General features: G+C 71.4%; 11 protein-coding genes. 4 read left to right on the top strand and 7 right to left on the bottom strand.

Annotation, left to right across the window (positions count from 1 at the left end):
* Positions 1 to 231: 231 nt before the first annotated feature.
* From G5C62_RS22050 to G5C62_RS22035, 4 genes are all read right to left on the bottom strand, one after another.
* Positions 232 to 1,155, bottom strand: coding sequence for a carbohydrate ABC transporter permease (locus tag G5C62_RS22050; RefSeq protein ID WP_206330787.1), 924 nt, complete (start codon positions 1,153 to 1,155; stop codon positions 232 to 234).
* The gene (locus G5C62_RS22045; RefSeq protein WP_164702691.1) at positions 1,152 to 2,108 is read right to left on the bottom strand and encodes a carbohydrate ABC transporter permease; all 957 of its coding nucleotides are present in this window, start codon (positions 2,106 to 2,108) and stop codon (positions 1,152 to 1,154) included. Before G5C62_RS22045 ends, G5C62_RS22050 begins: the two co-directional genes overlap by 4 nt.
* A gap of 107 nt (positions 2,109 to 2,215) precedes the next feature.
* The gene (locus G5C62_RS22040) at positions 2,216 to 3,574 is read right to left on the bottom strand and encodes an extracellular solute-binding protein (RefSeq protein WP_206330786.1); all 1,359 of its coding nucleotides are present in this window, start codon (positions 3,572 to 3,574) and stop codon (positions 2,216 to 2,218) included.
* Between the two features lie 379 nt (positions 3,575 to 3,953).
* The gene (locus tag G5C62_RS22035) at positions 3,954 to 4,931 is read right to left on the bottom strand and encodes a LacI family DNA-binding transcriptional regulator (protein WP_206330785.1); all 978 of its coding nucleotides are present in this window, start codon (positions 4,929 to 4,931) and stop codon (positions 3,954 to 3,956) included.
* Positions 4,932 to 5,147: 216 nt separating this feature from the next.
* Here G5C62_RS22035 and selD point away from each other — a divergent pair, with 216 nt between their 5' ends.
* From selD to G5C62_RS22020, 3 genes are all read left to right on the top strand, one after another.
* The gene (gene selD / locus G5C62_RS22030) at positions 5,148 to 6,155 is read left to right on the top strand and encodes a selenide, water dikinase SelD (protein ID WP_036336668.1); all 1,008 of its coding nucleotides are present in this window, start codon (positions 5,148 to 5,150) and stop codon (positions 6,153 to 6,155) included.
* Between the two features lie 165 nt (positions 6,156 to 6,320).
* Positions 6,321 to 6,899 carry a hypothetical protein gene (locus G5C62_RS22025; RefSeq protein ID WP_164702689.1) on the top strand — a complete coding sequence of 193 codons (579 nt, stop codon included), beginning with the start codon at positions 6,321 to 6,323 and terminating at the stop codon, positions 6,897 to 6,899.
* Between the two features lie 67 nt (positions 6,900 to 6,966).
* Positions 6,967 to 7,932, top strand: coding sequence for a zinc-binding dehydrogenase (locus G5C62_RS22020; protein WP_164702688.1), 966 nt, complete (start codon positions 6,967 to 6,969; stop codon positions 7,930 to 7,932).
* Between the two features lie 4 nt (positions 7,933 to 7,936).
* Here G5C62_RS22020 and G5C62_RS22015 read toward each other — a convergent pair whose 3' ends face one another.
* Together G5C62_RS22015 and lepA are read right to left on the bottom strand one after the other, a co-directional pair.
* Entirely contained in the window at positions 7,937 to 8,605 is a 669-nt protein-coding gene (locus G5C62_RS22015) for an MOSC domain-containing protein (protein ID WP_164702687.1), read from the bottom strand.
* A complete protein-coding gene (gene lepA, locus G5C62_RS22010) occupies positions 8,602 to 10,449 on the bottom strand; it encodes a translation elongation factor 4 (RefSeq protein ID WP_036336676.1) in 1,848 nt (615 codons plus the stop codon). Before lepA ends, G5C62_RS22015 begins: the two co-directional genes overlap by 4 nt.
* A gap of 211 nt (positions 10,450 to 10,660) precedes the next feature.
* Between lepA and rpsT the strand changes: the two genes are divergently transcribed.
* Positions 10,661 to 10,921 carry a 30S ribosomal protein S20 gene (gene rpsT / locus G5C62_RS22005; protein WP_036336679.1) on the top strand — a complete coding sequence of 87 codons (261 nt, stop codon included), beginning with the start codon at positions 10,661 to 10,663 and terminating at the stop codon, positions 10,919 to 10,921.
* Between the two features lie 154 nt (positions 10,922 to 11,075).
* Here rpsT and holA read toward each other — a convergent pair.
* A partial coding sequence (gene holA, locus G5C62_RS22000) for a DNA polymerase III subunit delta (protein WP_164702686.1) occupies positions 11,076 to 11,835 on the bottom strand: 760 nt, incomplete at its 5' end.

Genomic DNA, 11,835 nt, shown 5'->3' with positions numbered 1-11,835 from the left:
CAGGAAGTAGTTGTTCCAGGTGCCCACGACCGACAGCAGCAGCACCGTCACGATCGCCGGGCGCATGAGGGGCAGTGCGACCTGGAAGAACGTCCGGAACTCCCCCGCGCCGTCCATCCGGGCCGCGCGGTGGGGTGACGGGCCTGGAACAGGTCCGTCAGAGGGAGGTGGGCGGGCAGCACGAGGCCGTGTGCCGCACCGGCCGGGGCCCGGTGGCGGGCCGCCGGGGAGCTACTTGAGGCTGCCGATGGACAGGCCGCCCTGCCAGTACCTCTGCAGACCGAGGAAGGCCGCGATCAGCGGGATGATCGACACGAGGGACCCGACGACGATCAGCGTGTAGAGCGAGACGCCGCCGCCGTTGTTGGCCCCGGCGAGCCCCTGCCAGAGGTTGATCCCGACGGTGATCGGGAAGAGCTCGGAGTCCGACAGGACGGCGAGGGGCAGGAAGTAGTTGTTCCAGGTGCCCACGACCGACAGCAGCAGCACCGTCACGATCGCCGGGCGCATGAGGGGCAGTGCGACCTGGAAGAACGTCCGGAACTCCCCCGCGCCGTCCATCCGGGCCGCGTCCAGCAGCTCGTCGGGCACGCCGTCGGCGGTGTAGACCCGCATCAGGTAGACGCCGAACGGGCTGAGCATCGACGGCAGGATCACCGCCCACGGGGTGTTGGTGAGCTCGACCTCCGACAGCATCACGAACGTGGGGATGACCAGCGCGGTCATCGGCACCATCACCGCGCCGAGCAGCAGCGCGAAGGAGACCCGGCGGCCCGGGAAGTCGAACTTGGCGAACGCGTACCCGGCGAGCACGGCCAGGACGGTGGCCCCGATGCCGCCACCGAAGGCGTAGAGCAGCGAGTTGCCGAGCCATCTGACGTAGATGCCGTCGTTGTAGGTGAACAGCGTCGAGAGGTTGTCGAAGAGAGCGAAGTCCTCCCCGAACCACAGGGCACCGTTCGGCGAGTTGAACAGCCCGCCGGGGGTCTTGGTGCTGGCCACGACGAGGAACCACAGCGGCAGCACGAAGTAGAGGACGAGGAAGGCCAGGAACAGGTGCGAGCCGGTACGACGCCGACGCGGGCGTCGGGCACGGCGCTCCCGGGGGGCGTCGACCGCGTCGTCGGCGCGGACGGGGCTGGACAGGACGCTCACTTGAGGAACCCCCCACGCTTGCGGGTCAGGAAGAGGAAGACGTAGACGCCGATGAACACCACGATGCCCAGGGCGAAGGAGATGGCCGAGGCGTAGTTGAACTGGGCGAACCGGAACGCCAGGTTGAAGGCGTAGACGTTCGGGGTGATGTCGGTGGTGATCGACCCGTTGGAGATCGGCAGCAGCACCTGTGGCTCGGTGAAGAACTGCAGGGTGCCGATGACGGCGAACACCAGGATCAGGACGAGCGCCGCGCTGATCATCGGGATCTTGATCCGGGTGGCGATCTGCCAGGCCTTCGCGCCGTCCATCCGGGCGGCCTCGTAGATGGCCGGGTCGATCCCCTGCAGCGCCGCGTAGATGATGATCATGTAGTAGCCGGCCCACTGCCAGGTCACCACGTTCGTCAGCCCGTAGAACAGGTTGTCCGGGCTCAGCAGGAACGGTGCGCTCTCCCCGAACAGCTGCTCCAGCGGCCCGAAGTTCGGGCTGTACAGGAAGCCCCACAGCACTGCACCGATGACGGCGGGGATCGCGTAGGGCACGAAGATCATGAGCCGGGAGAACTTGGCGAAGCGGCTGGTGAGCGAGTCGAGCACCAGCGCGGCGACCAGGGCGACCAGCATCTGGGCCGGGATGACCACGACGGCGAAGCGCACGACGAACCAGACGCCGGACAGGAACGCCGGGTCGGTGAAGGCCCGCCTGTAGTTGGCCAGTCCGGCGAACTCCTCGCCCGTGGCCAGGCCGTTGGTGAAGAGGCTGAGGTAGAAGGCGTACACCAGCGGGCCGACCAGGAACAGCAGGAAGACCACGGCGAACGGGGCCAGGAACAGCCAGCCGACCATCCGGTTGCCCCGCCGCTTGCGCCGGGGTGTGCCCCGCCGTCCGGTGGCCGCCGTGGCGCCTGCCGGCGGAGGCACCGGCCGCTCTGCCGTGTCCAGCGTTGCCATCACCGTCTCGCTCTCGTTCGTCCTGGGGAGGTGGGGGTGTCCGGTCCCGGAGGGGGCGCTGCGCCCCCTCCGGGACCGGACGGAGTCGTCCGGCTGGGCCGACCGCCTCAGTTGAGGGTGAAGCCCTGCTGCTCGGCGTAGGCCTCCATCTCCGCCTGCAGGTCGTCCAGCGCCTCCGAGCCGGTCTTCTCACCGGCGTTGATGGCGGCGATCTCCTCGGTGAACTGGGCGTAGAACGTGGTGCCGAAGGGGCTGTAGGTCGACCCCTCGTAGGCGTTCGCCGCCGGGATGTAGACGTCCTTGTTGGCCGTCTGGCCGTCGAAGAACTCCGACTGGTGGTCGATGAACTCCTGCGAGTTCAGCACCGACTGGTTCAGCGGGAAGATCGTCTGCGACGTCCACCCGTCGGTCAGCGACGGCTCGTCGGCGTAGAGCTCCATCGCCACCTGCGCGGCCAGCTCCGGGTCCTCCGCCTGGCTGGTCACCGCGAGGACCGAACCACCCCAGTTGACCGAGACGGGGTTGGCCGGGTCCCACTGCGGCAGCGGGGCGACGCGCCAGGTGCCCGCGTCCGCGCCCTCACCCGCGCCGGCGCCGGTCAGGTAGCCGGGCGCCCAGGCGGCGGAGATGTAGGTGGCGTAGTCGCCGTTGATCGCACCGGAGATGTACTCGGTGGTGAACTGGTCCTGGGTGCCGATGAGCCCGTCCTCGACCAGGCCGGCCCAGTAGTCCAGCACCTCCTTGCTCTCCGGGCTGTTGAGGTCGATCTCCAGCTCGGTCGGGTTCGCCGAGTCGTAGGTCCACGGCTCCGCGCCGTTCTGCTGCATCAGCGCCACGGTGGGGGCCGGGACGTTCGCCGGGAGGTCGCCCATCAGCGGCCCACCGGCCGCCTTCAGCTTCTCCGCCGCGGCCCGGTACTCGTCCCAGGTGGTGGGCGGGGTGATGCCGTACTGGTCGAAGATGTCCTGGCGGTACATCATCGCCATCGGGCCACCGTCGATCGGGATGCCGTACACCGCATCGCCGCTGGAGACGTCGCGCCAGGCACCCTCGCCGAAGTTGCCCTCGACCTCGCTGGCGCCGTGCTCGCTCAGGTCGACCAGCGCCTCCTGCAGGGCGAAGACCGGGACGGTGTCGGTCTCGAGCATGATCACGTCCGGGGCGCCGCGGCCGGCCGAGACGGCGGTCTGGAACTTGGCGTACTCGTCGGCCCCCTGGCCGGCGTTGGTGAGGCAGACCTGCACGTCGGTGTGGGTGTCGTTGAAGTTCTCCACCACCGTCTTCATGTTCGGGTACCACGCCCACACGGAGACGACCGGCGCGTCCGCGTTGGCGATCGGCACGCTGCACGACCCACCGCCGCCGCCGCTGGCGGCGGCCTCGCCGTCCCCGCCGCCGCCACAGGCGGTGAGGCTGGTCATGACGGTCCCCGCACCGAACAGTGCGGTCATGATCTTCTTGTTCACGGGAGGTCCCTCTCGGAGTGACGGCCACGGACGCCGTCGTCGGTGGCTGGAGCCGGCTGCACGTCCGGCTCCCGGTGGAGCGAGGTGCGACGAGCTGCAGTGGGCGAGGGTGTCGCCCAGCGCCGCGCGCTGGTCCACCCGGTCGCTGGGTGGTGACCGGGAGAAGGCGCCGGAGCGCCGCACACGTTGGCGACTGTGCCGTGGAGCACCTTCTACAACGTTGTGAAGAGCAATGTGGTCCATCCCACGACCGGTGTCAAGAGGGCACTTCGCAACGCGCCGACGTGGCAGGCGGGCACGCCGCGGGACCGCCCGAGCGACCGCCTCAAGCGCTCGTCCCGGGGACGGCGCCCGGACCGGACGCCCGGCGATCCAGGTCTCAGGTCGACTCGCGCTGGACGATCGAGTAGCCCACTTCCACGTGCTGCGGGGCGATGCCCCGGTCGGCGATCCGCTGCACGACCGCCTCGACGGCCCGCTCGGCGATCTCCCGGCGCCCCGGGTCGACGGTGGTGAGCGTCGGCTGGGAGAACATGCCGTCGTCGGTGTTGTCGAAGCCGATCACCGCGACGTCGTCGGGGACCCGCCGGCCGGCCGCGATCAGGGCGTGCATGGCCCCCAGCGCGAGGGTGTCGTTGAAGGCGAACACGGCATCGAAGTCCACCCCGGAGGAGATCAGCGCCTGCGCCGCCTCGGCACCCTCCCGGCGGTGCCACAGCTCGGCCGGGCCCAGCAGTCGCTCGTCGAACGGGATGCCCGCCGCGTCCAGCGCCGCCCGGTACCCCTGCAGGCGCAGCCCGGCCGAGCCGATGACCTCGCCGGGGTGGGACCCGACGACCGCGATGCGCCGGCGACCGCGGGCGAGGAGGTGCTCGGTGGCAGCCCGTGCGGCCGCCACGTTCTGCATGGTCACGTGGTCGACGGAGGGGTGGAAGAGGCGCTCCCCGAGCAGCACCAGCGGGGTGTCGATCTCGACCAGCGCGGCGTCCTCGGCGCTGAGCCCCAGCGGGCTGAACAGCAGCCCGTCGACCATCCGGAGCCGGGCGCTGCCGAGCAGGTCGAGCTCCCGTTTGCGGTCCCGGTTGGTCTGCTCGATGAGCACCACCAGGCCCCGGCGCTCGGCCGCCCGGATCACCTCGTCGGCGAGCTCGGCGAAGTAGGGCAGCCGCAGCTCGGGGACGGCGAGGCTGATCGCGTCGCTGCGGCCCGACCGGAGGCTGCGCGCGGAGAGGTTCGGCTGGTACCCCAGCTCCGCGATGGCCTCCTGCACGCGCTGCCGGGTGCTGGGGCGGACGTGCGGGTAGTCGTTCACCACGTTCGACACCGTCTTGAAGGAGACCCCCGCAAGGCGGGCCACGTCGTGCAGTGTGGCGACCACGTGCCCGTTCCTCCCGTTGCGACCAGGCCCTCCGGCGCTGACTCGGCAGACCCGGGGGGTTCCCGGCCTCGGCGCTCTGGTCCTCCGGGAGACTGCCACAGCGCGACGTCCCCGGGGACCCCGGACGTGGCGCCGCACACCCTCGGGTGACGGCGCCGAGCCCGTCCGCCGGGCGGCGGCATAGATTCGACGACCGTGACCGCCACTGCACCGCCCGTCCGGCTGACCCAGTACGCGCACGGTGGCGGCTGCGCCTGCAAGATCCCGCCCGGCGAGCTCGAGGCGGTCGTCGCCGGGCTCACCGCCACCGGCCCGACCCACCCCGCGGCCGAGCTGGTCGTCGGCCTGGACGACGGGGACGACGCCGCCGTGGTGCGGATCGCCGGCGGCCAGGGGCTGGTGCTCACCACCGACTTCTTCACCCCGGTCGTCGACGACGCGTACACCTTCGGCCGGATCGCCGCGGCCAACGCGCTCTCCGACGTCTACGCGATGGGCGGCATCCCGGTCATGGCGGTGAACCTGCTGGGCTGGCCGCGGGACGTGCTGCCGGCCGAGCTGGCCGCGGAGGTGCTGCGCGGCGGCCTCGAGGTCGCGCACGAGGCCGGCTGTCACGTCGGCGGCGGCCACTCCATCGACGACCCCGAGCCGAAGTACGGCATGGCGGTCACCGGCCTGGTCGACCTGGACCGGCTGATCCGCAACGACGCCGCCGTCGCGGGGACGGCGCTGTCGCTGACCAAGCCGCTGGGCGTGGGCGTGCTGAACAGCCGGCACAAGAACACCGGCGAGGTGTCGGCGGAGGCGGTCGCCTCGATGACCGCGCTCAACGCCGAGGCGTCGGTGGCCGCCGTCGCCGCCGGGATCAGGGCGGGCACCGACGTCACCGGCTTCGGCCTGCTCGGCCACCTCTACAAGATGGCCCGCGCCAGCGGGGTGACCGCGGTGGTCGACGCCGCCGCCGTCCCCTACCTGGCCGGGGCCCGGCAGGCGCTGGCCGACGGCTGGGTCTCCGGCGGCACCCGGCGGAACCTGGACTGGGTGCGTCCGCACGCCGACCTGTCGGCGGTCGGCGAGGACGAGGCGCTCCTGCTGGCCGACGCGCAGACCTCCGGCGGGCTGCTGCTCGGCGGCGAGGTGCCCGGCGCCCCGGTGATCGGTGAGTTCGTCGCCCAGCAGGAGTTCGCCGTCGTCGTCCGCTGAGCTCCAGGGGGCGCCCAGCGTGTCCCCGGCAACGCGCCGGGCGAGCGGTCACTCCCGCGCCGGACGACGTCCCCGACCGGACCCGACCACTGCCATCCTCCCGGCGGGCCCGCGGCCCGCCACGAGGCGGCCCGCTGATCGACCGGCCCGTCGAGAGGACAGGTCATGCGGACGACCACACGATCCCGGATCTGCGGCAGCACCGGGCTGGCGCTGCTCCTGCTGGGGGCCGGCCCGGCCGCGGCAGCGCCGCCCGACCCGGACTCCGGGAGCGGGCCGCCGGACAGTGCCATCGGCTACGCCACCGCCCTGCTGTACGGCGAGAACCGGACCGGCGAGGGCGGCGCGGAGAGCCTGTTCGAGGCCTACGCACCGGCCGGCGTGCCGGCGTTCGCCCGGGGCGAGGTGTTCATCGGAGGCCACGAGTGCCTCACCGAGGGCTCGGTGCCGGCGCAGGTGACCGGATTGGCGTCCGCACGGGCCACCGGCTGGCTCCGCTACGACTGCAGCTCCGCGGAGGGCACGGTGCGGGGGTACGCCGTCGTGCACCTGGCCTGGACCGGGCAGGGCGAGGTCACCGAGCACTCCTGGACCGACGAGATGGGCTGCACCGTCACCCTGCAGGTCCGCCCGGCCCGGGTCACCGGCGGCATGCTCGCCGTGGTCCCCGACGTCGGGTCGGCGGTGCTCACGCTCAACGCGCCGGACGACGCCGACATCCGGCAGGAACGGGTCACCTGCTGAGCGGACCACCCCGGGGGCGGGGGTGACCCACGTCGCAGCGTCGGCGGCACTCGGTTAGCGTCCGCTCATGCTCGCTGCGTTCGTCGCCACCCCCGCCCCTGAGGACCCGCTCTCCGTGCTGGAGGTCGGTGACCGGCCGGAGCCGGAAGCCCCGGAGGGCTGGACGACGGTCCAGGTGAAGGCCGTCTCGCTGAACCACCACGACCTGTTCAGCCTCCAGGGCATCGGCCTGCCGCAGGAGCGGATGCCGATGATCCTGGGCACCGACGCGGCCGGCACCGACCCGGACGGCAACGAGGTCGTGGTGCACGGCGTCGTCGCCAGCCCGGGCTGGACCGGTGACGAGACGATGGACCCGAAGCGGTCGCTGTTCTCCGAGGTGCACCAGGGGACGATGGCCGAGCGGGTCGTCGTCCCGAAGCGGAACGTCGTCCCCAAGCCGGCCGAGCTCTCCTTCGCCGAGGCGGCCTGCCTGCCCACCGCCTGGCTGACCGCCTACCGGATGCTGTTCGTCCGCTCCGGGCTGCGCCCCGGGTCGACGGTCCTCGTGCAGGGGGCCAGTGGTGGCGTGGCCACGGCGCTGATCAAGCTCGGCAGCGCAGCCGGCTACCGGGTCTGGGTCACCGGCCGCAGCGAGGAGAAGCGGGCGGCGGCGCTCGCGCTGGGCGCGGACCTGGCGTTCGAGACCGGCGCCCGGCTGCCCGAGCGGGTGGACGGCGTGATGGAGACCGTCGGTGAGGCCACCTGGTCGCACAGCATCAAGTCGCTCAAGCCCGGCGGTGTGGTGGTGACCTGCGGGGCGACCACCGGCTTCAACCCCGGCGCGGAGCTGAACCGGGTGTTCTTCACCCAGCTGTCGGTGATCGGCTCCACGATGGGCACCCGGGACGAGCTCGACGACCTCATCCAGATGTGCCGGATCACCGGGGTGCGGCCGCAGATCGACGTCGAGCTGCCGCTGTCGGAGGCCCGCGACGGCTTCGCACGGATGCTCGAGGGCCGCACCGCCGGGAAGATCGTCTTCACGATCTGACCGGTCAGACCCGAACGGCGAGCCGCTTCTCGATCTTGGCGGACAGGACCGGCCGGTCCTTGTCCGCGAGGAACGGCAGGATCGGGGTCAGCTCGGGCAGCCGGGCCTTCTCGGTCATCACGATCCGGAACGCCGTCTCCACGGTGATCCCGTGGTCGGGGCGGGAGACGACGTCCACGGCGTCGCCCGCGCCCAGGTCGCCGGTCTCGAGCACGCGCAGGTAGGCGCCGGTGGCACCGTGCGCCGCGAACCGCTTCACCAGGTCGGGCACGCCCCAGAAGCGGGCGAAGTTGGCGCACGGGGTGCGCCAGGCGGTCACCTGGAGGAGCGCCGTCCCGACCTGCCACTGCTCGCCGATGACCGCGTTGCGCAGGTCGAGCCCGGCGGTGCGCAGGTTCTCGCCGAACCGTCCGGGCGGCAGCTCCCGGTCGAGCTCGGCCTCCCACCAGTCGGCGTCGGCCTGGGCGTAGGCGTAGACCGCCTGCCCCTCCCCGCCGTGGTGCTTCCGGTTGACCTGGACGTCGCCCTCCAGCCCCAGCGGGTGGACGGCGACCCGCCCGGCGACCGGCTTCTTGTCGATGCCGGAGCGGTTCGGGCGCTTGTCGGGCAGCGGCAGCAGGTCCGCCCCGGACACGCAGACCGCCAGCAGCCGACCGCTGACCCGCCCGGTCACTTCGGCTTGGCGGCGGTCGACTCGTTGGTGGAGAGCGCGGCCACGAAGGCCTCCTGGGGGACCTCGACGCGGCCGACCATCTTCATCCGCTTCTTGCCCTCCTTCTGCTTCTCCAGCAGCTTGCGCTTGCGGCTGATGTCACCGCCGTAGCACTTGGCCAGCACGTCCTTGCGGATGGCGCGGACGGTCTCGCGGGCGATCACCCGGGCACCGACGGCGGCCTGGATCGGCACCTCGAACTGCTGGCGCGGGATGAGCTCACGGAGCTTGCCGGCCATCAGCACGCCGTAGCTGTAGGCCTTGTCGGCGTGCACGATCGCGGAGAAGGCGTCGACGGCCTCGCCCTGCAGCAGGATGTCGACCTTCACCAGCTTCGACTCCTGCTCCCCCGCCTCCGCGTAGTCAAGGGAGGCGTAGCCGCGGGTGCGCGACTTCAGTGCGTCGAAGAAGTCGAAGATGATCTCGCCGAGCGGCAGCGTGTAGCGCAGCTCGACCCGGGACTCCGACAGGTAGTCCATGCCACCGAGCTGGCCGCGACGGCCCTGGCAGAGCTCCATGATCACGCCGGTGTAGTCGCTCGGCGCGATGATCGTCGCCTTGACGATCGGCTCGTAGATCGTGCCCAGCTTGCCGCCCGGCCAGTCACTGGGGTTGGTCACCGTGATCTCGGAGCCGTCCTCCATGACCACCCGGTACACCACGTTGGGTGCGGTGGAGATCAGGCTGATGCCCGCCTCGCGTTCCAGCCGCTCGCGGACGATCTCCAGGTGCAGCAGGCCCAGGAAGCCGACCCGGAAGCCGAAGCCCAGGGCCGCCGACGTCTCCGGCTCGTAGGTCAGCGCGGCGTCGTTGAGCAGCAGCTTGTCCAGCGCCTCCCGCAGCAGCGGGTAGTCGCTGCCGTCGATCGGGTAGAGCCCGGAGTAGACCATCGGCTTCGGGTCGCGGTAGCCGCCGATCGACTCGGTCGCCGGCTTGTGCTGGAGGGTGACGGTGTCACCGACGCGGGACTGGCGGACGTCCTTCACACCGGTGATGAAGTAGCCGACCTCGCCGATGCCCAGGCTCGCGACCTGCTTGGGCTCGGGTGCGATGACGCCGATCTCCAGGAGCTCGTGCGTGGCACCCGTCGACATCATCTTGATCTTGTCCCGGGCGGAGATCCGGCCGTCGACGACGCGCACGTAGGTGATGACGCCGCGGTAGATGTCGTAGACCGAGTCGAAGATCATCGCCCGGGCGGGGCCATCGGCGTCGCCGGTCGGCGGGGGGATCTCCTGCACGATCCGGTCGAGCAGCTCCGGCACGCCCTGCCCGGTCTTGCCGCTGACCCGCAGCACGTCGTCGGGGTCGCAGCCGATGATGTGCGCGATCTCCGCGGCGTACTTCTCCGGCTGCGCCGCGGGCAGGTCGATCTTGTTGAGCACCGGGATGATCGTGAGGTCGTTCTCCAGCGCCAGGTAGAGGTTGGCCAGCGTCTGGGCCTCGATGCCCTGGGCGGCGTCGACGAGCAGGACGGCGCCCTCGCAGGCGGCCAGCGAGCGGGAGACCTCGTAGGTGAAGTCGACGTGGCCCGGGGTGTCGATCATGTCGAGCACGAACTCGGTGCCGGTGTCGTCGCCGGTGCGGGGCGTCCAGGGCAGGCGGACGTTCTGCGCCTTGATGGTGATGCCGCGCTCGCGCTCGATGTCCATCCGGTCGAGGTACTGGGCGCGCATGTTGCGCCCCTCGACGAGCCCGGTGACCTCGAGCATGCGGTCGGCCAGCGTCGACTTGCCGTGGTCGATGTGGGCGATGATGCAGAAGTTCCGGATCCGGGCGGGATCGGTGGAGGCAGGAGTCGTCACAGTGCGCCCATCGTCCCACGGACTCCGCCCCGGTAGAGCGATTGCCCGGGACGACGTCGTCCGGCGCCTCCGGAGCAGCCGCCCTGCGCCTGCCCGGTTGGGTCACCGACGGCGGGCTGGTATCTTGTGAGGCCGGTCCGCGCTGCGCTTCGTTGTGCCGTGGACGCACTGTCAGAAGTACACCTCCCTGCGACACATCCGAGGCTCACGCGTGGCGAACATCAAGTCCCAGATCAAGCGGATCAAGACCAACGAGATCGCTCGTCAGCGCAACGTCGCTGTCCGGTCCGCCCTGAAGACGCAGGTGCGGCGTTTCCGCACGGCCGCCGACGCCGGGGACAAGGCAGCGGCCGAGGCCGCCCTCGCGACCGCTTCGAAGGCGCTGGACAAGGCCGCCAGCAAGGGCGTCATCCACAAGAACCAGGCTGCGAACCGCAAGTCGGCGCTGGCCAAGAAGGTCGCCAGCCTCTGAGCTGCGCGCACCGCTCCGCGACGAGCCCCCTCCCTGCCGGGAGGGGGCTCGTCGCGTCTCTGGACCCGTCTCGTCCTCCGGGTACCCAGCTCCGACCGAGCGAGCCGTCGGCGACGACGCCGGGCCGGGGTGGACGGTCGGTGAGCCCGGGACGTCAGCGCAGCGCGCGGGCCCGACCGCCGGCCGAGGCCGCGCGGATGCCCACGATCCGGCGGACCGCCCGTTCCAGCGCGTAGTCGGCGCTGGCGGCAGCGCCCTTCACGTCGGCGTTGAGCTCGGCGACCACCCCGATCGCCTGCTGCAGCCCGTCGATGCTCCAGCCCCGCGCCTGCGCCTGCGCCTTCTTCACCTTCCACGGCGGGAGCTTGAGCTGGCGGGCCAGCTCACCGATGTTGGTGGTGTTCAGCGAGGCGACCCGGGCCGCAGTGCGCACCCCGTCGGCCAGCGCGTCGGCGATCAGCACGTGGGCCACCCCGCGGTCCAGCGCCCACCGCAGCATCTCCACCGAGCCGGCCATGTCACCGACCAGAACCCGTTCGGCGACGGTGAACCCGGTGACCTCGGCCTGGCCCCGGTGGAAGCGAGCGACGGCGTCGGCGTCGATGACCCCACCGAAGTCCGACACCAGCTGGCTGGCGGCGGCCGACAGCCCGCGGAGGTCGTTGCCCACCGCCTCCAGCAACGCGGTCACCGCATCCGGGGTGATCTTGCCGCCGGCGAACCGCACCTCGTTGCGCACGAAGGCGACCCGCTCCCCCGCCGAGCTGATCTTCGGGCACTCGTCGACCGCCGCTCCGGCCGCCTTGAACGCCTTCAGCAGGGCGTCGTTGCGCTTCCCGCCGTTGTGCACGACGACCAGCGTGAGCTCCGGGTCAGGCTCCTTGGTGTAGCTCACCAGCGAGTCGGCCAGCGCC

Source organism: Modestobacter sp. KNN46-3, assembly GCF_011039295.1.
The sequence above is the reverse complement of the archived record's forward strand: the minus strand, read 5'-3'. Positions and strand labels throughout refer to the sequence as shown.

Coding starts and splice junctions, on each gene's coding strand:
- G5C62_RS22020 (WP_164702688.1), top strand. CDS start 6,967: ATGCTCGCTGCGTTCGTCGCCACCCCCGCCCCTGAGGACCCGCTCTCC.
- G5C62_RS22045 (WP_164702691.1), bottom strand. CDS start 2,108: ATGGCAACGCTGGACACGGCAGAGCGGCCGGTGCCTCCGCCGGCAGGC.
- G5C62_RS22025 (WP_164702689.1), top strand. CDS start 6,321: ATGCGGACGACCACACGATCCCGGATCTGCGGCAGCACCGGGCTGGCG.